This window comes from Paenibacillus shunpengii, assembly GCF_042684905.1.
Classification (GTDB): domain Bacteria; phylum Bacillota; class Bacilli; order Paenibacillales; family Paenibacillaceae; genus Paenibacillus; species Paenibacillus shunpengii.
Window position 1 is genome coordinate 2,479,103 of record NZ_JBHUMJ010000002.1, and the last position, 25,553, is coordinate 2,504,655.

17 protein-coding genes and 1 pseudogene are annotated in these 25,553 nt (G+C 40.8%); 2 read left to right on the forward strand and 16 right to left on the reverse strand.

Translation table 11 applies throughout. The features are described from left to right. Positions 1 to 175: 175 nt before the first annotated feature. Positions 176 to 631 carry a hypothetical protein gene (locus ACFSVM_RS11610; RefSeq protein WP_379262238.1) on the forward strand — a complete coding sequence of 152 codons (456 nt, stop codon included), beginning with the start codon at positions 176 to 178 and terminating at the stop codon, positions 629 to 631. Between the two features lie 186 nt (positions 632 to 817). Here the strand turns inward: ACFSVM_RS11610 and ACFSVM_RS11615 are convergent, their stop codons facing one another. The 10 genes from ACFSVM_RS11615 to ACFSVM_RS11660 form a co-directional block, all read right to left on the reverse strand. Further along, positions 818 to 1,612: a DUF2935 domain-containing protein gene (locus tag ACFSVM_RS11615; protein WP_379262240.1), complete on the reverse strand. Its 795-nt coding sequence runs from the start codon at positions 1,610 to 1,612 to the stop codon at positions 818 to 820. Positions 1,613 to 1,740: 128 nt separating this feature from the next. Then, positions 1,741 to 2,265 carry a GNAT family N-acetyltransferase gene (locus ACFSVM_RS11620; protein ID WP_379262242.1) on the reverse strand — a complete coding sequence of 175 codons (525 nt, stop codon included), beginning with the start codon at positions 2,263 to 2,265 and terminating at the stop codon, positions 1,741 to 1,743. Between the two features lie 213 nt (positions 2,266 to 2,478). Next, on the reverse strand, positions 2,479 to 3,684 hold the full coding sequence (locus ACFSVM_RS11625) for a GTP-binding protein (protein ID WP_076313793.1): 1,206 nt from the start codon (positions 3,682 to 3,684) through the stop codon (positions 2,479 to 2,481). A gap of 127 nt (positions 3,685 to 3,811) precedes the next feature. Then, positions 3,812 to 4,081: a 30S ribosomal protein S14 gene (rpsN, locus tag ACFSVM_RS11630; protein ID WP_076313792.1), complete on the reverse strand. Its 270-nt coding sequence runs from the start codon at positions 4,079 to 4,081 to the stop codon at positions 3,812 to 3,814. 64 nt (positions 4,082 to 4,145) lie between these two features. Beyond that, positions 4,146 to 4,295 carry a 50S ribosomal protein L33 gene (gene rpmG / locus ACFSVM_RS11635; RefSeq protein WP_076313791.1) on the reverse strand — a complete coding sequence of 50 codons (150 nt, stop codon included), beginning with the start codon at positions 4,293 to 4,295 and terminating at the stop codon, positions 4,146 to 4,148. A gap of 29 nt (positions 4,296 to 4,324) precedes the next feature. Beyond that, entirely contained in the window at positions 4,325 to 4,573 is a 249-nt protein-coding gene (locus tag ACFSVM_RS11640; protein WP_379262986.1) for a type B 50S ribosomal protein L31, read from the reverse strand. A gap of 137 nt (positions 4,574 to 4,710) precedes the next feature. Further along, a complete protein-coding gene (locus ACFSVM_RS11645; protein WP_379262245.1) occupies positions 4,711 to 5,526 on the reverse strand; it encodes an AAA family ATPase in 816 nt (271 codons plus the stop codon). Between the two features lie 182 nt (positions 5,527 to 5,708). Further along, complete coding sequence (locus ACFSVM_RS11650) at positions 5,709 to 6,179, reverse strand: DinB family protein (protein WP_076313789.1); 471 nt, start codon at positions 6,177 to 6,179, stop codon at positions 5,709 to 5,711. Positions 6,180 to 6,594: 415 nt separating this feature from the next. Beyond that, positions 6,595 to 7,641, reverse strand: a complete 1,047-nt coding sequence (locus ACFSVM_RS11655) for a hypothetical protein (protein ID WP_379262248.1) — start codon at positions 7,639 to 7,641, stop codon at positions 6,595 to 6,597. A 43-nt stretch (positions 7,642 to 7,684) separates the two neighbouring features. Next, on the reverse strand, positions 7,685 to 9,232 hold the full coding sequence (locus tag ACFSVM_RS11660; RefSeq protein ID WP_379262250.1) for an extracellular solute-binding protein: 1,548 nt from the start codon (positions 9,230 to 9,232) through the stop codon (positions 7,685 to 7,687). A gap of 318 nt (positions 9,233 to 9,550) precedes the next feature. Between ACFSVM_RS11660 and ACFSVM_RS11665 the strand changes: the two genes are divergently transcribed. Then, positions 9,551 to 11,926: an AraC family transcriptional regulator gene (locus ACFSVM_RS11665; RefSeq protein ID WP_379262252.1), complete on the forward strand. Its 2,376-nt coding sequence runs from the start codon at positions 9,551 to 9,553 to the stop codon at positions 11,924 to 11,926. A gap of 73 nt (positions 11,927 to 11,999) precedes the next feature. Here the strand turns inward: ACFSVM_RS11665 and ACFSVM_RS11670 are convergent, their stop codons facing one another. From ACFSVM_RS11670 to ACFSVM_RS11695, 6 genes and pseudogenes are all read right to left on the reverse strand, one after another. Beyond that, positions 12,000 to 17,333 (reverse strand): sugar-binding protein, encoded by a 5,334-nt coding sequence (locus ACFSVM_RS11670; RefSeq protein WP_379262254.1) that lies wholly within the window; start codon positions 17,331 to 17,333, stop codon positions 12,000 to 12,002. A gap of 218 nt (positions 17,334 to 17,551) precedes the next feature. Then, positions 17,552 to 18,427: a carbohydrate ABC transporter permease gene (locus tag ACFSVM_RS11675; protein ID WP_076313783.1), complete on the reverse strand. Its 876-nt coding sequence runs from the start codon at positions 18,425 to 18,427 to the stop codon at positions 17,552 to 17,554. A gap of 23 nt (positions 18,428 to 18,450) precedes the next feature. Further along, positions 18,451 to 19,401 (reverse strand): ABC transporter permease, encoded by a 951-nt coding sequence (locus ACFSVM_RS11680; protein WP_379262988.1) that lies wholly within the window; start codon positions 19,399 to 19,401, stop codon positions 18,451 to 18,453. A gap of 323 nt (positions 19,402 to 19,724) precedes the next feature. After that, positions 19,725 to 21,149, reverse strand: coding sequence for a glycoside hydrolase family 88 protein (locus tag ACFSVM_RS11685; protein ID WP_379262257.1), 1,425 nt, complete (start codon positions 21,147 to 21,149; stop codon positions 19,725 to 19,727). A 22-nt stretch (positions 21,150 to 21,171) separates the two neighbouring features. Next, entirely contained in the window at positions 21,172 to 23,109 is a 1,938-nt protein-coding gene (locus ACFSVM_RS11690) for a glycoside hydrolase 5 family protein (RefSeq protein WP_379262259.1), read from the reverse strand. Positions 23,110 to 23,144: 35 nt separating this feature from the next. Beyond that, positions 23,145 to 25,064, reverse strand: a pseudogene (locus ACFSVM_RS11695) (Sip1-related alpha-galactosidase). Positions 25,065 to 25,553: the final 489 nt, after the last annotated feature.

Below are 25,553 nucleotides of genomic sequence, written 5' to 3' on the forward strand. Positions count from 1 at the left end.
CCGATCCTAAGATCAGCCTGTTCGATACTTCTTAGTCGCTTTGTCTCCCGAAGCTCTTCCACTCTTTTTGCGTTACTTTTCGAGAATCCTTACCAAATTTCGGTATGTTACTCACTTCTTTCATTTCGAATGTTCTATGGCATTAAGGGTAAACTACGGGTGAGGTGATAAACATATGAGAAAATGGATGATCGTACTCCTTATCTTGATCATAATGAATGGATTTTCTGTAGCTGAGATTAGCGCCACACCCGATCCACCTGAGGAATCCTATCAAATGGAACAAAGCGGAACTGTTGAACCTTTTCGACGGGGCAGTTTTCGTTCACCAAGACGCAGCTATAATCCCGGAATTCGTAACCCGAATCGCACAAATCAGGGAAGACAGGATAATAATGTGAACAATCCTTCCCAACCCAGAACGACGCCTACACGAGGAACTGGATTTGGCGGTCTTGGCGGCCTATTCGGCGGGTTGGCATTAGGTACCATTATAGGATCATTGTTTAATCCGTTTGCAGGCTTCTCCTTGGGCGCACCCGTGCTCTCTTTGCTCAGTTTTGCATTATGGATTATCGTAATCGTCGCGGTTGTTCGTATGTTTCGTAATCGTAGGAAGAAAGAATATTAAAAATATCCGGCCGTTAAAGTCTTAAGCCCACAAAATGGCATAGGATTCTTGCGGCCATTTCTCAACAGGGATAAACATAATGATAAAAGAGGGCAAGGAAACGATATTAGTTATATAAATCCTGTATTTTCGAATTAAAAAAAGACAACCTCCGATGAAATCAGAAGTCATCCTTTTTAAGTTCACTTAGTTAGAAACTCTTGGCTTGGTTGGATCGCAATTAGGGCTTTGTATTTCACCCAGTGCAGCCAGCTTTGATAAATAATAACATTCTTCTCGATACATATGGTCTGGCATTAACGGATTGATTCGATCCAACACTTCACCGCGCAGCTCCAATTCCTCAAGTTCTGCCAGAAAGTGCATGAATACTTTCATTTCAAGGTCTACATCCGCATGAAATTTTGTGAGTGCAGGAAAGTCTTTTAAATGCGTACGTAAATATCCTGCCATTTCCACTGACTTGAGGTAAAATCCTTTGAAATTGTTCTGAAATGCATTACTTTTCTCAATAAGCTGCATTTCAGCAAAATCCAAATCAGCAGCCAGACTGGCTGCATGGCCATATGCATCCTGCAGCCATAGCATATCATAATGGAGCGGATGAAATACGGGGACATCTTGCCCTTCAAGCAGCGCTTTTAATATCCGCTGATACTCCTCTAATTCGTTAACCATATGATTAATGAAGGAAGGCGTCAGAAGGATATCTACCTTACCCATAAGCTGACGTTCCAGCAAATATAATTTGAAGTTTCGAAGTTCTTCTGTGGCTCGATGGGCTTCATAGGTCAGATTTGATATATTTGTCGATGCATCCGAACGTCTCGCTTCATTGAGCAGGGTATCAAATCGGTTCATCAAACGTTCAGCGGTGGCGACTTCCTCTTTTTCCTTAAGTGAAAGCGCAGTAAAAATAAACCGACAATGATCACCAAGAATTTGCAGCCAAAACCGATGCTCATACAACGCATCACTCATCAAATTCATCCTCCTCTCACAGCCGTTATTCTCCAAAATATATGCTGTTTGAGGTTAAGTAGAACGATGGTAGGTCAATGCGCTTATTTGCCTGTCATATATCCTTACTGCACAGGTTTAATCGTCCTTCATAATGTCATATCCATATGCAGCGTCTGCCATACAGGATCATCTTCAGCCAATCTGTCCTTGAAGCCTTTTGCTGTCCAAAAAGGTATGGCGCCTGGTAAGAAAGCATGCGTATGCAAATATAACGTTTCATAACCGGCAGCCCGGCTAAAAGAGGCCGCTGCTTCGAATAACGCCGTACCAATGCCTGAACGGCGACAAGTGGAGTCCGTGTAACACTTGACGACTTCAGCGGTTGTAGATAAGTCATACCTTCCTTCGATCTGCTTAAGTCTCCCATCGTAGGGACAGATTCCAATCGTACCCAGCACAGAACCGTCCTCAGCTGTAGCAGCAAAAAATGCGGCATTCTTTCTCAGCACATAATGCTGCTCAAATTGATCCAAATCCTGTGGAAGCTGTTCCGATGACAGCATAGGAAATACTTCCTTCCTCATTTTTATGACAAATGCAATAACTTGATCATAAGGCTTTGCTTCGATCTTGTGTATCACGTAGGCCTTCGGTACATTGATGCTGCTCATATCTACTCCTTCTGTTTGCATGTATTGTTGTAAAGTTATTGTATCCTAAATGTATAATGTGCAGCTATATAATAAGTTACTATTTTAGATATAGACGATACAACGATGAGGGGAGCTTTCATTCCATAAAAAAGAAGTCCCTGAGTAAGCTTGCTCTCAAGGACTTCGCTATTAGTATTCGCTAGATATCATTGGATAGAAATAGTAATGTGTTTATTGGAACTTAGGAAATGGATCCTTGAATTCTCTCCAATTAGAGAGAAGCTCAGCTTCAGTTAATAGTGCTGCATCAAGACTCTCCTCAATTTCGGTGCGATTCATATCAATTCCAATGAACACCATCTTAGTAATCCGGTCTCCCCACACATCATCCCAGTCGGGAATATCCGGGATCCTCCCATTGAAATGAAAGTCAATTTCTTCCTGGCTCAGTGAAGCAATCCACACTCCTGCTGGAGAGAGCTGTTTCGATGTCCCCGCATGACTAAATGATAAGGCTAGATTATTGCGGGTAGCGAGCCACATCAGTCCCTTGGATCGAACAATCGTCGAAGGATATTTAGATATCCAGCGGAGCAGCCTTTCCGGATGAAAGGGTAACTTGCGTTTATACACAAAGGAGTGAATTCCATATTCTTCTGTCTCTGGTACGTGTTCTTCCTTTAACATTTCTTTAATCCAGCCTGCAGACTGACTTGCTTTATCGAAGTTGAAGCGGCCTGTATTTAGAATATCTTGTGGATCTACACGTCCTTGTACTGCATGAATCAGCTTCGCCTCGGGCTGTAAGGCAGTTAATGCCTTCTCAAGACGAATCAATTCTTCTTCTGTAATAAGATCTATCTTATTAAGGATCAGTACGTCACAGAATTCGACCTGATCCGTTAATAAGTGTACAATCCCACGTTGATCTTCTTCACCGACTGCCTGACCGCGGTCTTTTAAAGATTCTTTAGAATTAAAATCGATCCAGAACTGTGCAGCATCCACCACCGTAACCATCGTATCAAGGCGAGTATATTTAGTTAGATCTATGCCGTTCTCTTCATCTACATAGCTGAAGGTTTGAGCTACGGGTACAGGCTCTCCAATCCCGGTTGATTCTATTAATATGTAATCAAACTTTTGTTCCTTAGCAAGTCGTTCCACTTCGACAAGAAGATCTTCACGCAGCGTACAGCAGATACAGCCATTAGACATCTCAACCAATTTCTCATCTGTTCGAGATAAGCCGCCTCCATCTCGTATCAAATCAGCATCGATATTGACCTCGCCCAAGTCATTAACGATGACTGCTACTCTAAGACCCTCTCGATTGTTTAACACGTGATTCATGATCGTTGTCTTTCCAGCGCCTAAGTATCCACTTAGCACAGTGACGGGTATTCTGCCATCGTTCGCAGCGTTTTGCAGATCCATTGTACAGCTCCCTTTCAAATGTAATTTCTGGATTGAATAACAAATAGACGGAAGTATTAAAATCAACACTTAGTACAATAAGGCTTCCATATAAGTAAGGAAGCCTTATAGAGTATCCATTACAAGGTTACCAGCTGGATTTCTTTACTCCAGGGATCTGACCCTTGTGCGCCAGTTCTCGGAATACAATTCGGGACACACCAAATTTACTAATATATCCACGTGGTCTTCCGCTGACTGCACAACGATTATGGAGCCTTGTTGGTGAAGAATCTCTCGGCAGCTTCTGCAGCGCTTCATAATCTCCCTTTTCTTTTAACTCCCTGCGTTTATCCGCATATTTTTGAACCATTTGCTGTCTCTTTAGTTCCTTCACTACTTTGGATTTCTTTGCCAACGAAACAACCTTCTTTCGACCTTTTATTCAACACCCTATATCAGACATATTGCAATTCTTAGAATTAACGAGTTTCACGATGCAGCGTATATCTTTTTAATCTCGGGCTGTATTTTTTCATCTCTAACCTTTCGGGGTGATTCCGTTTGTTCTTCGTCGTTGTATAATTCCGATCACCTGTCTCAGTGCAAGCCAAAGTCACAATTACTCTCATTGCGTTTCACGTCCCTTTATAATAAATTTTTACTTTTTATGCTTAAGTCTCTGTTTGAACTTATCAACACGCCCGCCAATTTCCGTATTCTTTTGTCTTCCGGTGAAGAACGGATGGGACGCTGAGCTGGAATCTACACGAATGACGGGATAGCTGTTACCGTCCTCCCATTCCATGAACTCTGATGAAGTCTTCGTAGAGCCACTGAGAAACTTGTAGTCTGCACTTGCATCCAAGAATATGACCATTTGGTAGGTTGGGTGGATTCCTTTTTGCATCATGATCCTCTCTTTCTTTGCCTGTCGCTATTTATTCGTAATCATTACGATTAACTAAAAACACTTTATTACATTCTTTCACTTCTGTCAACATAAGACGAAAAAGAATAGAGTTGATCAGTTCTATGACTCTTGCTTTATTGGACCATCGTGTTCGGAAAATAGTCATTAAATGCATTTTTTATCTTCGTGTAATCCATACTGCTCTCTTCAATGATTACTTTGCGTCTGGCTTTGATCATCACCTGCTCCATATCTGCAAAGCTGCAGCCCTTTAACAACTGAGCGGCGTCATCAATTAAATTGGATTCCACAGCCTCATTCCACAATAACTTAGATATATAACTCCTGCACTCCGTCTCCTCAGGCAGATCATAGTGCATCCGCGTATCAAATCTGCGCCAAATGGCGTGATCAAGTTCAGCTTGAAGATTGGTGGCAGCTACAAATATACTGGAGCCATCAAATTCGTCCAGGCACTGGAGCAGAGTATTAACAACGCGAGCCATCTCTTTAACTTCATCAATTGAATCTCTGGCCCTGGCGATAGCATCCACCTCATCCAAGAACAGCACACATGAAGTAGATTTGGCATACTCAAATATTTTTCGCAAATTACTGCCTGTCTCCCCCAAATGACTGTGAATGATCGCATCCAAGCGAACCATGATGAGCGGCAGATTCAATCGTTCAGCAATATAAAAAGCAGTCAGCGTTTTACCTGTACCCGGAGGTCCGAACATGACGATCTTATTCGGCATCGGTACATCAGCAGCTTCAAATTTATCCTGCATTTGTTGAATCTGCAAAAACTCCTCAACAATCTTGGCATTCGCTTCGTTCAGTACGATATGCTTTACCTTTCTTCTGCACTCAGCTGGACTATATACGGATGCGGCATCGATTCCCTTTGATTTTGGCAGCATCTTTGATTTGTTTTTCTGTTGACCCATGGTATTCTCCTGTCATATATACTTTCGTTTATTAGTAATTATTACGATTAACTAAGAGTATAGTATTGCATTTCTTTATTTTTGTCAAAGTAGATGACTGATACTGCAGGAAAAAGAAATAGACCGTCCCTCTTTAAGGAAACAGCCTATTCGTCAATCTATCAATCATGGACGACTCTATATTAATCCCATATTCTTATTCTTGGAACCTCTGCAGTCCGTAAGTAATCAAGCAATTGACCCGTATGTACAGATTCATGATATGCAATTCTTAATAACATATCTCCGAGTGTTCTTATATACCCAACATCTGAGCGATCAATTTTAATATCCTCCAGGTCGGATTGTTCAAATGAACTGACTGTTTCGAGAAATGCATTTCTATATGGCTTAGCGAATTCAATTTCGCTCTCCACAGATGTATACGGTTGTGACTCAAATGGTGAAGCAAAGCTCTTTAAACTTCCACGATTTAATATGGCTAAATGGTAATAATATTCCGATTCTAATACGTGACGAATCATTTCAATGCAGCTCATTGCTTGATCATCTGGCTTCCAATTCAAATACTCAGAAGGTATGGATGTCCATACTTTCATACTTCTTCTTCGTACTTCTTCAAAATTCATAATAATCAGGTCCGTGGATTTCATTAGATATAACACCTCATTTTTTGTTCAACGCTAGATTTGATGCTAGTAAAATATTACCTCAATTTATTTTTACGCACAAGTGTTCTTATATATAAAATCCCGTTGATCTTGTTTACTTGATCCCTTCATTAAAATATGTAATTTCATTGCCGTAAATTAAGCTCCTAAAGCCGTTCTTATGATAAGGCATTAATTCATCTGCCTGTTCGATATCTAACCAAGCAATTTCCGAAATTTCATCTGGTCTCAGTATCTCTTCGATTCCTCCAATATGGCCTGATTCTCCTGTTACACGAATCAGGCCATGGGCCATTTTTATATTTTTTGAACTAGGTGTCGCAATTCATAACTTAAAATGTAGATTCTACCTGTTTTATACTTGTTTTCAAGTGGCTCAACCATAGAATAAACGTATTTATTTAATAATGATATTTTCCGGTAGGCCAGTTTTCTCATGATAAGCTTTAAAGAGATGGTGGTGGGGCATCGGCACCATGCCTTTTTCCATGGTTACGCCTGTCTCGACAAACCGGTACTTATCAAACGGGATCTTTCGTAATCCGTTCTCGTCAAGTAGTCCATCCCAATCTTTATCTTTATTCGCCCATAACCCTTCACCATACAATGTAACTCCTCCAGAATAATCCGTGAACACCGCGCCATATTCTTGAAGCGCTCTGGCAATAATCTTCTCTTCACGAGTCAGATCATAAGTATCCAAGTCTAGACCTGGATCTAATTGAATCAATGCTCCTTCCGGAATTCCATTAGGAACCGCGCCGTCTGTCCAAATAGCAGGAGGATAACAATGCTCAAGTAGCCCGACCATAGAGCATGCACAAGCCAGTTTGTGTTCAATTCGTCCTTCCATAATTTCATCATGCATGATTAAGCCAGCAATGATGGGTACTCCTGATGCACGGGAAGGGCCATACAAATGAATGCTTTCGCCATTATGAATTCCGAATTCTGCAGGGTCGAAGACTCCGCTTCCGTTCAGGTCATATCGTATGCCTGTGCAGGACCACCAAGTACCGTCTGGTTTTTTCTCAGCTGCCCACATATCCCAAACTATACCTTGCTCATAATCAATTAGAGCCATATGAGCGTCAGATTCCTTATCCGGAATGGCTTCTTCAGGTATGGGAACGTCTACACCAAAGCCAGGAGCGTGACCTAACGGATGATTCTTATTGCTTCCAATGAAGTTCTTTGAGTTCATGTAGAAAGCCTTACCTTCTCCCGTATGCTGCATCATTCTTTTGCCAATATGGAATGTAGGTGTATCCTTGGTTACCTCATAAACCGGGATGGTCCAAGAGTGCAAATTGATATGAAATCCTTTTTCCTGATCCGCCTCATACAATAGATCAATAAAATGGGAAGAGCGTGCAACGATCTTGGGGTTAATTTCAATTTTTGTATTCCAAAAGCTTTCATCAGAAAAAAAACGTTTCTTCACGGTGATCTCATCCTCTCGTTTCTGTAAAGCCTTATTCAATAATTTAGTCTCTACCCAGTGCTTGATAGCTTGCTAGCTTCTCTTCTAGCATTTTCTGTACGTCCGGATTGTTCTTCATTGTGTCTACGAACTTATCCCATGCTTCAATGGATTCCTTGCCCATAATGACGCGAATTTTCATATCCTGAACCTTCTTGCCCCATTCAGGCATATATTTATTCTCCGTCTCAGACGTGACGCCGTTCATATTATTATAATAGCCAAGCTCGATCCGTGTCTTAATGACTTCTTTGTCTCGTTCATAATATTCAACTGGAAATCCGTTCTTTGGCTGAATTCGTGCATGCTCATCAACCAACGTCCAGATGTTGTTGTAATTTCCTAAACCACTCTTCTTGTGTTCTTCAGTAGTCGTCTTCAATCCTTCTACAACAGAAAAATGCTGATCTGCTAAACCGTAGCTGGCAAGTTCCATACCTTCTTCCGTAGCCCCATAATCAAAGAATTCAAGAATGGCTCTCAATTTCGCCTCTGGTACTTTCTTGGAAATCAAGTAGTTTCCGAAAAATCCGCCTTCTTTCGGATAGAATGGCTGTCCGGTTGCAGGAGATTCCAGGGTAGGTACATGGACTAGACCAGCTTCAGGCGTCGTTGCTCGAAGAGTGGTAAGCATATCTCCGATCTGAGAAGCATCCATGGCGTAAGGTAACATTCCCACTTTGCCCTGCTTTAAGAAATCAGACATCTGAGAATTCTTAATAATGGCGAAATCAGGTGCCAATATGCCTTCATCGTACGTCTTCTTCATCCACAACAACGCATCTTTTTCAGCAGGCTCCAAATCACGCCAAATGATCTTGCCATCAACATATTTGAACGAATCGTTATGACCATGGAATACATCTTCAACGAAGGTCAGCTTATCCATCCAATTCTCTGCAACGTTTCCGATGTAACCCATTGTGTCCTTCTTGCCATTCTGGTCCGGATCCTCTTCCGTGAACGCTTTCAAAACATTATACAGCTCATCCATCGTTTGTGGTATTTCTAGGTTTAAATTCTTTAACCAATCCTCACGCAGCATCGGGAATCCTTGACCCCCAACCAACGGACGAGGACGAGGAATGCCATATACCTTTCCATTTACCTTTGTATTTTCAATTGCATCAGCATAAACCGAAGCTAAGTTCGGATAATCCTTTATGAATGGTGTGAGATCCCAAAAAGCACCTTGCTCAATGGCCTTTAAGACAGCAGAATCCCATATCCACTTGGTCAGCATGACGTCCGGTAATTGTCCGGAAGAGAGCGTTACCTTGAACTTATCGTCAAAACTGTTAGCAGGTTGGAAAGTAATGTCCAACTTCGTATCCGTGCGCTTCTCCATCTCCAGCTCTATCACGTTGTCCGCTTGAGGTGTCTCAGCAGAATAATTGATTGTGAAAATACTAATTTCGGTCTGTTTCTTCGATTGGACTGATGAAGGTGACTCATTATTATTTGAACTACTGTTGCTTCCGCATCCCGCTAAAATAGTCGTTAAGGCCAAGCTTAGAGACAGTACTTTTATTGAGGTTGTTTTTCTTCTCATTAAATTTTCCCCCTTAGTCATGTAATTTTCAGTTTTATTTCTAATAGCAGACAGGGACTTAAATCTCTGCATCTCCTCATCGTTTGTATTTCGTTCCATCTGCGGTATAAATGTAATACCATCCGACTCCTTTCCGCAATAAGACTGTTTTGATTACGAATGGAAACATATAAGATAAGTATAATTTCACTTGAAGGTAAGCGCTTGCAAATAATATGCGAATGAGGAAATCCATAAAATTCCTAAAAAAAGAAGCATATCCTGTTATAATGATTTTACTACAATCATGATTCTATTTATCATAAAGGAGATGAACTTGTGAGCAAATCGGTCTCACGTATATCGAAGTGGGGCAGCAACTTAATTCCATCACCCATCTTTCGAAAAAGCTTGATTCTATTACTCCTGATTACTTGTTTGCCAACGGCTTTAATCGGGTTAAGCTTATACTCGATTGGTCGCGAGCGAATTGAATTGGAGCTTACCGGCTCTCATGAACAGGTGTTGGCGAGTTCAATAAGTCAGTTTGATCAACAAATTAGCCTGCTTGAACAAAGTACGTCGCAGTGGGCGTTTAATCCACTGTTTAATAAGGACAATCTAGAAAATGACTTATCTTCAGAGCCGAACCTGACTCGTGAAATTTTCCGTTCACTCTCAATCATGAGCGAAACCAATCCGTTAATTGAAGAGGTCTATTTATATATCGACTCAACGGCTACTTTGATGTCCAATTTAGGCGGATATAATGAATTAGATAACGCTGAGCTTCGAATCAAATTACATAAACTGCTTGAAGTCAGAGAAGATATCTATTGGTCAAGTGAGATCAATCCCTCAGAGCTATCCGCTAGCACGAACCAATATAGTGAAGACTCCTTTAAATACATGCTGTTCCATCAGATCAGTGGGGGAAATGCGAATGAGCATGCTGTCATTATCGTTCAGCTGTCCTCACACAAGCTAAGAGAGTACTTCGGAAGCTTTGATAAAACTGGGGTATCGTTGCTATTCGATAGCACTGGTGACCCGCTGTTCCAACAAAGCGATGATCAGTTGGGATCGGCTTTCCCAAGAGATCACCTCAAAACTATGGTATTACATAAAATCAAGCAAAAAACTCACGAATCATTCGTATTTGAACATGAACAAAAACGGTATTCAATTAATTATGAATCCTTTCAGCGATTGGGATCGGAGTGGATTCTGGCAACTGCTACAGATTTATCACAGGTATCTGCACCGGTGGTCTTTATGTCTAGAATGATCTTGTTCATCAGCATTATAGGTTTGCTTGTCTCGATTATACTGTCTTGGATCGCTTCCAAAAGAATCTATCAGCCTGTAGCTCGGTTATTATCCAAAGTCTCTCCTTCCGGCAAGGAAGACATAAGACACGACACAGATGAGCTTGAATTTATTGGAATGCATATGGACAAGCTCTCACTTACGAGTCTGCATTTACAAAACGAATTAGAGAAACAACTACCTAGCCTAAGGGAAAGCTTCATCCTTCAGCTGATCCAGGGTCACCTCAATTATATGAAGGAGCCGGAGTTGAAGAGACAGCTCCATTATTACGGTTGGAATACCTCTAATCAACAATTTGCAATTGTCGTGATTCAATTGTTTGGACTTATGCAAGAAGAAGGTAAATTCAAACAAGACGATTATCAGCTTGCTTGCTTCGCAGCGGCCAATATCGTTAATGAGTTAACTGGCATTCGAGTTCCTGATTCACATGTTGTTAACTTGCAGAATATGAATCTTGCAATTATTACTGGTTTCTCGTCAAATCACCCAGAATCGGCTGTGAGAGAAGAACTACGGTCGCTGTCAGAACACATTGCGACCACATTGTTAAGCCTCCTCAAGATTCAAGTTACCATTACAGTAAGTGGTTCTGGACTTCAATTGAAGGATATCCCACAGACACTTGAAGATGCTTATCAGATTATGAAATACCGTAATCTAACGGAGTCGAACCAGATCATAGAGATTGATGACATTTCACTTAAAGGAGATTTCAAATTCCAATATCCTTTTGAAGCGGAGAAGCTTCTTCAACATTACATTCGCCTTGGACAAGAGGAGGAAGCATTACAAGCGTTTAAATCACTTATGCAAGAACTGAACGAAACAACAGGCATCGAGCTTTATGTACAGCAAGCTATGGCTCAACTCGTAGGCAACGTCCATCAAACACTGCTTCAGTCCGGCTTTAACGTGTTTGCAATCCAAGGCAGTACCAATCTATACGTTGAACTTGGAAAATTAAAACAATTAGCAGAAATGGAAACTTGGTTTAAGAACAAAATTATTATTCCGTATATCAGGGAAATGAACAACTCTTACAATACCCAGCTCAAACAAGCCGTCAAGAAGGTTATCCAATTAATTGAAGAGCACTATATGAAGGACTGGTCCTTCGAGGAATACGCTGAACAGGTTGGTGCTGCAAATATTTCCTCCCTAAGCCGATCCTTTAAACAAACGACGGGCATTAATTACGTGGAATATGTATCAAAGGTGCGTATTGAGAAAGCGAAGAAGATGCTGCTGGATACTGATCTTCGGATCAATGAAATTGCAGAAAGAACGGGATATCAGCATTCTTGGTTTAATCGTGTGTTCAAGAAGCATGAAGGCGTTACTCCCTCACAATATCGCGAAACACATAAAGGAAATATATGATAACAATGCACACCCCCGACAGTTTATACTGAAGGGGGTGTGCATTGTTTATAAATATAAACTGTTACAACGCCTAAAGCAACCGCTGAATAATTACCGCAGATTCAGCTCGCGTAGCGGTTCTATTCGGACTAAATTTACCGTTATTTAACCCGTTTAAGATCCCAGCCTGCTGTAAATCGTAAACTGCGTCTGCTGCATAATTACTTATTTCTGAATGATCACTAAATACTACCTTCTCTTTAATGGAATTCAGCTTCGTTCCTGAAGCCTTAACAGTATTTGCCGCCATTACAATCATCTCTTCCCGAGTAATGGTACGATTCGGTTTGAATGTGTTATCCTTGTAACCACTTACAATACCTAACTTATGAGCACTTGCAATTACTGCAATATACCATGCATCCTCTTTTACATCCTTGAAATTTGCTGTTGATTCAGATGTATCCTTAAGATCGTAAGCATTAATTAACATTTGCAGAAACTCTGCACGGGTAATTTCACCATGTGGCTTAAAGGCTTGTTCACTGTAACCTTTCACGATTTGTAACGCAGCCAAGTATTCGATCGCTTCCTCAGCCCATTGTACATGATGCAGATCAGAGAACTTCGTTTCATTGCTCATGACCTCGTATTTGCCAAGCTGGTTCGTATAGAACGATAGCTCTTTGCTGTTGAGGTCATACTTACCTTTCTTATATGATTTCTTACCGTCTTCTGAAATATGGTACGCCACGACCATATGCTTTTTCTCCATATCAGCTAGAGTGAATGGAATGGTAATTTGGATTGATTCTTTAGATCCCAAGTTTAAAATAGCCTTCCCATCCATCAAAACTGAGAATTCAAGTTTAGTCACCTTACTTGAATCCAGCCCAGATTGATCAAGGTTGGTGATGATAAACACCACATTGTCTTTAACAGCTTCTAAAGTCTGTAAGGTGTAGGATACAGTAACGAAGTCGTTTTTTATTGTTATTCGCTCTATTCCATTTTCAATTGCCTTTGTAAGAACTTCAGAATTTAGTTTAACTTTTACCGAGTTTGCGTCAGTATTGTCAGGCACGACTATGGTTACGTTCTGATCAGCATTCTCGATTGCTTTTAGCAGCGCATCCATCTCCACTTCGGTATTATACACGGCTCCTTCTTCCAGTTGAGCTGTATTTATTACCTTATCGGTTGATTTTTCTGGAGAATTTGTTGACTCCTTAGGCGTTTCCGACGACGAACCTCCTTCATTAGCTGCAGGAGAAGTTGTGACATCAAGAGTTTCGCTCGGCATAGATTGTTTTCCTGATATATCATAGGCTTTTACCTTAATTGAATACTTCGTTCTGCTGTTTAACCCCATGATGTCGTAAGTTGTGCCTGTTACTGTGCCGATTTGTTTATCTCCCTGATACACATGGTATCCCTTAACCCCAACGTCATCGATGGACTTCGTCCAATTTAATACGAAACTAGATTGTGTGATCTCAGATGCTGTTAAATTCTTAGGAGGTGTCGGAGCTTCAAGGTCCTCGTAATATTCGTAAGCTCCCCGATCAAGGGATGCTCCCCATGGTCTAGGCACTCCATCCAAATCGAAATCAGTTCCAATATTACTGTTACCCGTATTAATTGCTGGAGAGTCCGGAAGCAGACGGAAATCTAAGCCTGCCGGATCCACAAACCGCGGATCTGCAATGACATCATTTGGCCCTTTAATCGCTGCTGGCACGCCTGCTGCGACTCCTCCGAAGTAAATATTATAATCGTATTTGACGTTCGTGTTTTTAATGTTACTCGTTGCATTTCCTTTGGGGTTCGTGGTGACGATGATATTGTTCATCATTCTTGAATCTTTACCGTCCTGGATAAACATATTGCCCCAGTGAATAAGTTCCGGAGTTCTCGCATTGTCATATGCCGTGTTGTTAAAGATATCGATGTTATGTGAATGATAAGAATGAATGCCAGACCCACCGTTGTGGTATACCAGATTGTTCTCCACTAACGTACGACCTGCGTAAGGAATGGCCACACTATTCGGATACAAAGCTTTAATCTGTCCGTTCGAGAAGTCGTCAATTATAATGCCATTACCGTCTGTAATCGTTTTAAAACGAAATGCCTCAACCCTTACATAATTGTTGTAAGATACATTATTTCGAATGATATATTGATAGTCGTTCGCATCATACTTCGCAGAATCCTGAGCATGGAAGATCGAGATACCGCTCTGCCCAAAAGAACTGCTCTGCGCTGTATCATGCACGGTATTATGTTCAATTGTTACGTAATCCGCTTGATCGGTATTGATTCCTCCACCTGGTACATCATGAACATAGTTGTTTCGAATGATGATATGTGAAGGTATCGCTTTATCCACAAAATTTGCGCTCACGCTGTGCGGTCGTACACTAATACCGTTAGTTTGAGTTCTCAGAATGCGCTCGTCCATCCAGCTAAAGTCCCCGGAGTAGAACAGATCAGTCACTTCTTTCGCCTGTTCATAAGTAATGTTTTTGCCATTACCAGATATCTCTAAGCCTTCAATAGTGATATACGAGGCCGAGTTGATCAGGATATGGTTCCAGCCCTTTTTCACATGAAGTTTCGGTTTATGCCCTGGATAATTTTTATAAGTGATAGGATAATTGGGTGCGCCACTGCGTCTAATAACGACGACACCCTCATTATCTCCGCGACTGAAATCCTCCACATAGGTTCCATCCATGATTAATACCGTATCACCAGGCTTTGTCATATCCGCAGCCCGTTGGATGGTCTGGAAGGCTTGGTCTTCTGAAAGACCGGTATTCTGATTATTGCCATTGCTTATATCGACGTAGTACGTTAAATTCGAAGGTCGATCGGTAATGTTGACGACCACTTTGGTCATCGAGGTGGCTCCACGACTGTCAGAGACCTCTACTAGAAAAATGTCATATCCAACGAATCCTTCTTTAGGCGTGTACGTCCATCGATCTTCAGTCGAATCAGGAATAACAGCTGTACCATGCTTAGGAGCTTGCAAAATAGAGAAGGTTAATGGATCACCATCTCCATCTTGACCATAAACATCTCCGGAAATAGATTCATTTAAGAAGGTGAATTCATTGATTGCAGTAAGAGACGATGGAGGCAGGTTATCTTTCTTGTAATCAATTCGAACCTTCGTGACCGACGAATCTCTTGCCGCTCCACTTGGATTCATGAATTCAAGTTTAATATATTTGTGACCTTCCGGCATATTCTCTGACTTATATAAGTATTTTCCGTAGTTTGCGGTCTCCTCGGCATCTGGGTTAATGAGCGTTTCAATTTGGTAGTGTGCTCCTTCTGACAACACCGTCCAATTATTCTCATCAGGAGATACGGATAACCGAATCCAATTACCGTTCTTCTCAACCGTTTCAATTTCAAAATCGACAATATCAGATCCGTTTTCTGGATTTTTATACATAATCCATGTGTTATCTTCCCATCCATTGTAAATTTTAATTCGATCCGCAATTAACGGTCCGCCTTGAGCTATTGAACTTGTTGTTAGATTTCCTGAGGTTGATTTCTTGTAAATTAACGCTTGTGACGTAGCAGGGTCTTCAAATGTAACTCGAGGCCCCTCATACTCTTCTCGTAACTCAAGAGTTTTGTAATTAAATGACACATTCTCAAGCAGAGATTTATGCCCATTGGATGCTCCATTATTCGTGAATTCAATCTTGAGATAGACTGCTCCTTCAGGAAGATTTGATGACGTATGTTTGTACTTTGTATACCATCCGTTATCACGGGAGGCAGTTTCATAAGCTTCAGATTGGAGATGTACTCCAGGATCTAATGGACGATAAGACTGGTTGTCATTCGATACATAAAATTTCATGAATGGTGCAGGATCTGTGTTAACCCATTCTTCGATTACAAAGTCCAAAATGTCCAAAGATGATGGACTTTTATAGATGACATAATCCTCTGTACCACCGTTGTTAAGAATCCGTGGCTCTTTCGGCAGAGCGCTTGGCCAGGATGCAGTCACAATATTGCTGGATTTTTCAAATATTTTGGAGAGATCGGATGCTTCATCTACGAACGTGGCTTTTGGACCTTCGTAAGATGGTTTCACAATATTCTCGTTATTCACGATCAAGAGACCAAAACCCGAAGTATCTGCTTCGTTATACTCATCACCACTCCAGATTGCCTGTTCGTCCCGGCTTCCCCCGTTATCGTCATCATTCACAGCAACGTCAAAACCTAACATGATTCCATCACTCGGAACGATGCCTAATGTACTCCACGGAATGGCAACCTCAACTGCCCAACCCCCATCCATGGCCACAGAACGAGACTTGACGTTGTCAATAGCTCGTCCCCTTATTTCAACAGGGACCAGATCACCGTAACCGATAACAAAATGACGATCATTTTCTTCCTCATAACTGTTCGTTTTAGCGTTATTGCCATCAAGGAAGATTTCGATGCTATCATCATTTCTTGGATCCGTATCGGAATCACGATGAACTTCAGCATCTCCTACCTTAAACCCTAAATAAAGAAAGTGTGGATCGGATAATGAACCAAATTCGACTTCATTATTACTGAAAGATAAGGAATAATCTAAATGCCAAGTATTTTCCGATAGGGTCCCATCGATCGTGGGACTTCCTTCGGTCGAGATAACGGGCTTAGTGTTCCCTGCTAAGGACAACGTTCCAAAGGTTGAAGTATTCCCATAGTTCGTGTTTCCCTTAGCGTTCCATGTTAATTGAGCTGCACGACCACCTACACCGTCAGTCGTGTCGTTATCATTGTTGCTTATATCAAATCCTATCTTTAATCTTTCCTCAGGCGTCACACCAAGGCTTGCCCAAGGAATTCTCAACTCCACATTGTATCCGCCTTCGATTGGACTAGTAGCCGTATGCAGACCGTCTAGAACAACATCCGCACTTTTCTGCTTTACAGCAAGCCGATTATCTGACCGAATCATAATCTGATAATCGTCACTCTGATAGGCATTGGTCTTCCCATTATTACCGTCCAGAAAAATCTCAACAGAATCATCCTCATACAGCTGTGTATCATTATGATTGTTCACAACGGTTGTATCTAGAACTTGCACTCCTACATACAAATATGTTGAGCTCCAGACTGTGTTAAATCTAATGTCATTATCCGCGGCTGTGCCCACTGTCACGTTTGTTACCGGGGTGTCTAATGACCAAACGGCCTCATCTAGAATTCCATCCGTCTCAAGATATACATCTTCCGTTACACGCCCTGCATAGCTCATGTGATCGACTGCATTGTTCTGTTCGGCTGCCTCTACATGCTGAGGAACTATGACACTAAATGAGCTAAGTAAGGTAACTACCAATAAAATTACGGCCATAAGACCTGAAGTTTTTTTTATTAGCACAACATCTACTCCTTCTTAAAAATTACGTAAGCGTTTTCTACACATCAAATTAAATGGAGTTCCTGGCCAAGACCGACAAGGAAGGCTGATTGAAGTTAATTTCATGAAAATACAGCTTGTTCAGACACGCAGTTCTCTCCTTCTCAAGTTAAGATAAAATAAAGCATATCACGCCTCCTTTAGCAGAGTGCTTCACATACTAATTCAATTTATTGTGATCATCCCTTAACAGATCCTAGCATAACGCCTTTAGCAAAATGCTTCTGTAGGAATGGATACACCATAAGGATAGGTACCGTTGCGATGACAATGGCTGCCATCTTGATGATCTCCGGCGTTACCTGAACTTCTCCACCTGCACCTGCTGCTGCATCCCCAATATTTGTAGACGAACTGACGAGCATCTGCTGAAGAAGCACTTGTAAAGGCCACTTCTCGTTATCGGTAAGATACAATACGGCGTTAAAGAAGGTGTTCCAATAGCCAACTGCAAAGAACAGACCAAATGCAGCCATGGCTGGCAGAGACAATGGAATAACAATCTGGAAGAAGATTCGAAGGTCATTCGCTCCATCTATATAAGCGGATTCCTCCAGACTGTCTGGAATACTGTTGAAGAAGGTTTTAATTAATAGAGCGTTCCACGCACTAATTAGGCCAGGTAAAATGATGGCCCATAACGAGTTCATAAGCCCAAACTGCTGAACTATCAAATAATTCGGGATAATACCCGGATTAAAGAGCAGGGTGATGATTAATAAGGTGATAAATACCTTTCTTCCATAGAGTCTTTTACGTGAAATCATGTAACTGAAGGCTGCGGTGACAATCAAGCTAAGTAAGGTGCCTACTACTGCCAAGTACGTACTAACGCCGATTGACTGTAAAAATGTGCTGGTAGATAGAATATATTGGTAAGCTTCAAGCGAAAACTCCTTGGGGTACAGGGAAATTTCACTTGAGGTGAAAGAAGTCGAAGAAGTAAATGATCCTACGATGATATAATAAAAAGGAAACAATGAGACAAGTCCTATAACCGTTAATAACAAGTAATTAGCGACAGAAAAAATTTTCTCAGAGAAAGAATAGCTCACATAAATCCCCCTTTCTGCAATTGTTAGAAGAATCCTTCGTTCCCGAACTTCTTGGCCAGCCAGTTAGATCCTAGAATAAGAATCAATCCGACCACAGATTTAAACAAACCAACTGCGGTACTGTAACTGAATTCGGATTGTTGAATCCCGACACGATATACGTATGTATCAAATACATCAGATACTTCGGATACCAAACTATTTTGCATTAAGAATACCTGCTCAAGTCCGACATCCATCATATTGCCCATTCTAAGAATCAAGAGGATAATAATGACGTTGCGAATTGCAGGGAGTGTAATATGCCACATCTGTCTAAATCTGCTGGCTCCATCCATCCGAGCCGCTTCATAGAGCTGAGGATCCACACCAGCAATGGCAGCTAAGAATAGAATAGTTCCCCAACCGGCTTCTTTCCATATGCTCTGGCCTGTCAGCATGGCCCAAAAATAATTCGGATTCGTTAACCAATCCATCGGAGAAAAGCCAAGCTGAAGCAACATTTTATTAATGAGGCCTTCCCCCGTCGCGAAGAATGTGAAGGTCAAACTAGCGATAATAACCCAAGACAAAAAGTGCGGCAAATACACAATGGATTGAATTGTACGCTTGAAGACTTCCCTTTTTACTTCGTTTAACATTAAAGCAAGGATGATCGGTATTGGGAAAAAGAAGATCAAGCCCATGAGGTTAATGGCTAGTGTATTCCGAAGCAGAACCGGAAAGTCTGGATCTGAAAACAGTCGTTCAAAATGTTCTAAACCGACCCACTCGCTCTTCATAAACCCTAAGAATGGAGAATAATCTTGGAAGGAAATAAGGATACCGTACATAGGAAAGAACTTAAACACAATTAGCGCAATGAATCCGGGTAAACCTAAAAGGTAAAGGTACTTATCCTGCTTAAGTCTCAACCATATTTTTACCCTGCGCTTTTGCTGTAATATCGTCGTATCCGGAGGCTCTGCTCCCATGTCGTAAATAACATTCATAAGTACCAACCTCATTCCTTTTTAGTTTGTAATCGCTTTCCGTGTTATAGAATGTAGTCTACCCCGGTTACTTTCCGCAATAAGATTGTTTTGATAACAATCGATAAATCTAGACGCAGCAAGGGTTTGGCTATCTTACGAGTCTTTGCAAAAATGCTGTTAACCAGGAAAGGGTTAAAATAACGTCTTACTATAAAGTGTCAGAAGGAATGAAATGTAAATGATGAAGCAGAGACCCCGTCAAAAAAAGCCGATGGTGTACGTCACCATCGGCTAGCTTGTTTCCTTTCAATAACAAATTTAGTTTACTTATTGCTGTCCAGTTCTTCTAAAGCATTGATCAACTGAGCTAGCAGCCCCATGCTTACTTGTGAAAGTACTCTGTACCCATTCCTTTGCAAATCCTCTCCTCCCTTATTACCTTGAGAAGTCCCCGTAATTAATCCATCTGGAGTAAGGAAGGTGAGGAGCGAATTTAAGGTTCTCTTTAACTCTGGCTGGTATGAACTCGATAGATATTTCAGTTCAATACCTAGAGCTGTAGCTGCAGCGATTCCTGCGGAAGTAGATATTTCGACTCCCGTACCCGAATCATCAACATAACAGAACCATAACCCTTTATTATTTCTATAAGACCAGGCCACATTCCAAGCACGAATGAATTCTTCTTTCCAATATTCTTCAGAAGCTTCCGACAGCCGATTCTGACTTTTCAGCTCTTTGAATGTGCGGGCAATCCCTAACAGATACCATACATAAGCTCTTCCCCAGTTTTTGAAAGTATGCGAACCATTTTCTAAAAAGCGCAGATATAAAGTGTGTTCTTTCCAGAGCAATTTCCTTCTCACGGCTAATTGTAATAATGATTCTTCTGCTAACTGACTATCATCAAGGGTATTCGCCAAACAAGCTAAAGGGTAGGCTATCGTGTAGTTCCCTTCACAAGAAACTTCACTCTTATCCTGGATAGCCCCCTCTTTGTTCTTCCTGCTATTCATATAATTTATAGCTTGATATAGAATTGGATTTTGCGGATATATTTTGGCCATGATGGCAATTGGGAGCAATGATTCAATACCGTAAAATTGTCCATCTACAGGCTGACTTCTAGGATCTTCATAGATCAATTTATCTAGCTCCGTGCTCACATATAAATCCAAATGAGATTTTGCAGTTTCGCTATATCCTAAATCCATTAGTCCATCTAGTACACATCCCTCCATCCAGCCAAATTGCTGTATACTTGCTAAGGATGCAAAGCGATTACGAAAGTTGGTTATATTACCTTGTTTTGTTTCTGTCAGAAGATGTGGTTTGAATACAAGCTCAATAGAAGCTTTATCGCTCCCGTCTGTAAAGAACCACAAAGGCTCACTGCCCTTAATTAATTTAAGACCTACGCCTTCCCTAATTGCTACTAATGTATCTTCTTGAGTGAAGATAACCTCATAGGTTTGAAAAACTGAAGAGAATCGGATATCAAGATATCCAAGCACTTTTTTGGAAGCCAGGCTATAGATCTGCACCATTTTCTCTTCTCTAACATCTATTGCTACCGTTAATCGGAATCTAGTACTTGATTGCATGTAATCCCCAGGAACGTTCCAATGTAATTGAGTTACCCTATCGGGATCGGAACCAATGGGAGCTGCCTCCCATCCGAATGGAATCCGCTTACCGCTGGGAAGAGTAATACGTGTTGCCTCTATATAATCTGGTGTACAGTACACTTCAATCATCCCCTATATAAGTTTAGGAGCTTACACTAATTATTACAGCTTCATTCGCTGGTAGTTCACTAATTTGTTGTCCATCCGGCAATTCTACAATTTCACCATAATACGTTGCATTTATATGCCATCCATCTACCATGTGAAGCGGAATCTTCTTATCTTCAGGACTATAATTCACCAATATAACGATGCGCTCCAATTCATTTATAGGATGTTCTGTTATTCCAATATCCTGACAATCCACTTTAACAACTCTCTTATGTTCAAAGTGGCTGTACACCTCTCTATAGATCTTCCAATAAGGATATTGTTCAGGGTAATAGAGCGACTCCTTACTTTCAACAGCATACTTCTCAATAGGATACGTCAGTAAGAATACGGTTCCTTCTCCATATTTGGATTTTGAGAAACATATGTTTCCATCGCTTTCTGTACCTAGAATTTCTGCACCTATGGACTTTAGGCTGAGTTTAATAGGATTGTTCAGCTCTAGTTCAAATGTTTGAGGATCACCTAATATTGTTAAGGTTTCACTTCCTCTGCGATGACTCCGAGTTTGCACAGAAAGACCTGTAAGCTGCTCAAAATCGAGTAAAAATCCATCTGCAAGGGTAATAAATAAAGCTGCACCTTTATACACACGGTCAAGTAAATCGTTCCAGCGTTGCTTAGGAATTCCGTCAAAGCCACTTACACTTGGAAGAATATAAACATCTGATTCTTTTAAGGGCTGGTCTTCCAATTGGAATTCAAGATCAAACCCACTTTGTTTTGATAAAGTAAATGCACCTAAGGCAACTGCCCAGTGATCTTGATTGGTGTTAAGAATACAAACAGCATCAATATTTCTTGGAGGTAATTCTTCAAATGGAAGGTTCTTAATGACCTGGTTTAAACGGTTCATTTCCTTTAGCACGGGTTTAACTCTTCGATCTTCAGTAATAAGGCCTAACTCTCCTTCAACGGCAACCCAATCATAAGGAGCAGCATTTAATTTCGTCTGATCGTAGGCACACCACCATACCATTCCATGACAGCCATGAGCCCATAATGAGAACAGACTTGCACGAGCAAAATCACCCGCAATTTGTTCACTTGAAATCATGGGACCCATTGTTCCAATTTCTTCAGCAAAACAAGGCTTTCCCCCAAGATCAGCATAATATAAGCTTTCCGCAGTTGCGTGAACAATTGGCCTAATCGTATTGATAGGATCGACCCCAACATGAGGAGTCCACAACGGGTATGGATGTGTTGTCAGGATATCGGTTAATTCCCCTTGATCCTGCATTGTCCATTTTCCATTTGGTGATAAACTATGCATGCCTGAGATTAGAGGTCGGACAGGGTCTGAAGATTTTATCGCATTAGACAACGTGCATGTCCATAACCATGCTTCTTCTCTTGTGTTAACCGTACCCATGCAATTACATTCATTCCCCAGGTCCCAGGCAATAATTGCGTTCGAATATTTCATTTTTTTAATAAAATATTTAATGAATCTGACTTGCCATTGGATTGATCTTGGATCTGTAAGAATAGATCTTCCACGTAATGCAGGAGGAACGAATAACCTCCCGCTCATCCATCCAGTAATTAAGCCGACGATTAACTTAATACCGTGTTTTTCTGCGAGCTCAGTGAACTTAACAAACCGTCCCATCATCTCTTCTGATACGCCTGCTTTTTCTGCTTCATTATCTAAGAATCGCTCTTCACCAAATCGGTAACCCCTTTCTTGACCCTCCACACCATAGAGCATATCGATTGGCTGAAAGTCGGGCCAGAGGGGGAATACTCTTATGACTTCTATCCCCTCTTGTGCCATCTGTTGAAGATCTTCATCAACAATACTCTCTTGCCAATTGGACCACATTGCAGTACCAGCATGAGAAGCCCAATAATTACAACCTATGAAAAACTCACTTTCAAAAGGTAATATTTTATTTTTGTTCATCCAATCCCATCCCCCTTAGTTAAAAAATCTTCTGCTTAATCGATTACAATTTCTATAAGAACTTCTGATTCAACTGCTTCTATATGAACGGTGTATAATTGATCTAACAAGTGAACATTGACCGGCTGACCACATACCAGAACTTCTTTTGGTTCTTTTTGAGAATAAAAACCAAACAAGCCTCCCCCGCCTTTTAATATAACTACTTTTCTGTTTCCATAATCGTATTGCTTCTCTATTGCCGCTGTTGATGTGTACTTATCCAAAAGTCCACAGGAAGCAAAACCTTCTTTTATGGGCACAAGTACAAATATCTTCACTTCATTATCTTTTAATGTGAGGGGAAGAGTTGAACTATGGTCTAACCGATACGCTTTCTGTTCAAAGTGATCGAATATGATAAAATCATTGCCTTTCAAGCTCGGTATATCTTTTGGTCCGACCTCACCTCTAACATCAAGTTGATAAAGATTAACATTGAAGGCAGCAATCACTGCCGATTCACCTGAGGTATTCCAAATTTTTAGTGGAATTGCTTCCTCATTAGGATCTCTCATGATGCAATCTTCCGTAGAAACACCGCCTTGATCACATCGAAGCACCCTGCCGTCTGACAAGATCAGGGGCCACAGTTGTTTCGCATCCGTTGCTTCAAGAGGATCGCTAATATATACAGGTCCTCCACTAACCGCCCGTAAGACCGCATTATTTACAGCATGTTCGTGCTGGGTCCACCACATATCCCAATCTCCCCATATAAAGTTCCTATGATAGAGTGAATTATATGCATTCTGCATGGCGTGCTCTTTAAAATTTTGTTCCTTATTCGGGTAGAAGTCATCACTATTCCTTGATACGGCTGTCATCGGTCTATGCCATAGCTGTTCCAAAGACATACCCATACAATTAATAATAGTGCTTCCAAAATGGAGTCCAACGGATGCTTCTAGTGATTCGTGAGCATTTTTGGCAGCTTCTCCAATTGGCATCTGGTACTTCACATAATCAAGAAGTGCACTTTGGTTATCTACTTTTACAAAATCGACGCCTTGTTTTTTGAGATAATTATGCCATTCGCTCCAGAACGCAAACCCTTTTTGTTCCACTGGTGAAGGGAAGATTCTACCGCTATTTGTCTTATATAAGCTGTCCTTCATAGTAGCAACCTAATCACTATCTGGATGAATACCTTGCCAATAACCAGTGAAAGCATGCCAAACTCCAACCTTTAGAAAGTCATATTCACTTTTTAATATATTGATTGTTTTCTTGAGTCCACTTGGGAATTTCGCTGCTTCTTCTCTGAATGACAGTAGTTTATTGTCTTTAGTCTCTGACCAGCCATCATCAATCATCAGCCACTTTACTGGTAATTCCTTTTGTTTGAACTCTCTTGCCTTTTTTATAATCTTTTCTGAATCAACTTCGTGATAAAATGCATCCCAAGTACACCAGCCAAGATATTCAAGAATGTTCGGAAACTTCCGATCCTTAGCAGGCTTACCACAAGAATTTAATACATCAAAGCCTCTCTCTGTGGTCTCTCTCGTTAACTCATAAGGATCATCTCCTTTTCCAAGAACAAAGAGAGTTGAAGAAATATTAGTTAAACCCCCGGAGTAAGGACAAATACTTATTATTAATTCTTCTCCGTCTGAAGACAATTCGGTTTTATTCTGGTCGTCCGTTAAAGGTAATAAGTGATGATATTCAGAATTACATTTCCATAATAGAGACTGGGTTTTGGGCTTCAGATTTGAGACATGTTTACCGAATTGAGGTCTTGTCCACCATTTGGAGAACAAATAATTCGCCATAAATCCTTCACTGACGTCAAGATTACTTACTCTTAATTTTATAGAACAGTTAGATAAGAATGTTCTCGTATTTTTAAATGAATCGATAGGGAGATTTGATTTTATATAGGCTATAAGACCATCTTTATAAGTATCCATCTGAATAGATAGATTAATCTTCTCAGCAGCATTGCTATAGTGAATCACATAAGAGTGAAGCTCCTCTGAATGATTTGTAATCTCCGTTTCCACTAAAGTCAGGTCAATCTCAACTTCATCATCTAACAGAATACTCGGAATGATCTTATGAAAAAACAAATTATGATTATATACGGACAATTGATTATCATCGGTTTGAATACGATACACCGCTTTTCCCTCCTGGTAAATAATTCTAATTAATAATTTTCCTATGACTCTAGTAAGACCTTGCTTACCCTCCTTTTATCTTAACCCCCTCCTTTTGCTATTCATTTACTCCACATATTGAGAATAACATCGCCCCATACCTCTTAATATAATGTATTATTAAGATAGCCTATGTTTATTTAAGTATCCTAAGCTTTACGGTATCCACATGAGGACAAAGCGGTAGACTTAGTGAATTGCCGTTAGAAATTGAATAAATCCAGAAAACCTATGACGACT

Bases quoted from the DNA above. Each gene is read 5' to 3' on its own strand.
- ACFSVM_RS11610 (WP_379262238.1), top strand. From the start codon at position 176: ATGAGAAAATGGATGATCGTACTCCTTATCTTGATCATAATGAATGGA.
- ACFSVM_RS11615 (WP_379262240.1), bottom strand. From the start codon at position 1,612: ATGAGTGATGCGTTGTATGAGCATCGGTTTTGGCTGCAAATTCTTGGT.
- ACFSVM_RS11620 (WP_379262242.1), bottom strand. From the start codon at position 2,265: ATGAGCAGCATCAATGTACCGAAGGCCTACGTGATACACAAGATCGAA.
- ACFSVM_RS11625 (WP_076313793.1), bottom strand. From the start codon at position 3,684: ATGGATCTGCAAAACGCTGCGAACGATGGCAGAATACCCGTCACTGTG.
- rpmG (WP_076313791.1), bottom strand. From the start codon at position 4,295: ATGAGAGTAATTGTGACTTTGGCTTGCACTGAGACAGGTGATCGGAAT.
- ACFSVM_RS11640 (WP_379262986.1), bottom strand. From the start codon at position 4,573: ATGCAAAAAGGAATCCACCCAACCTACCAAATGGTCATATTCTTGGAT.
- ACFSVM_RS11645 (WP_379262245.1), bottom strand. From the start codon at position 5,526: ATGGGTCAACAGAAAAACAAATCAAAGATGCTGCCAAAATCAAAGGGA.
- ACFSVM_RS11650 (WP_076313789.1), bottom strand. From the start codon at position 6,179: ATGAAATCCACGGACCTGATTATTATGAATTTTGAAGAAGTACGAAGA.
- ACFSVM_RS11660 (WP_379262250.1), bottom strand. From the start codon at position 9,232: ATGAGAAGAAAAACAACCTCAATAAAAGTACTGTCTCTAAGCTTGGCC.
- ACFSVM_RS11680 (WP_379262988.1), bottom strand. From the start codon at position 19,401: ATGGGAGCAGAGCCTCCGGATACGACGATATTACAGCAAAAGCGCAGG.
- ACFSVM_RS11690 (WP_379262259.1), bottom strand. From the start codon at position 23,109: ATGAACAAAAATAAAATATTACCTTTTGAAAGTGAGTTTTTCATAGGT.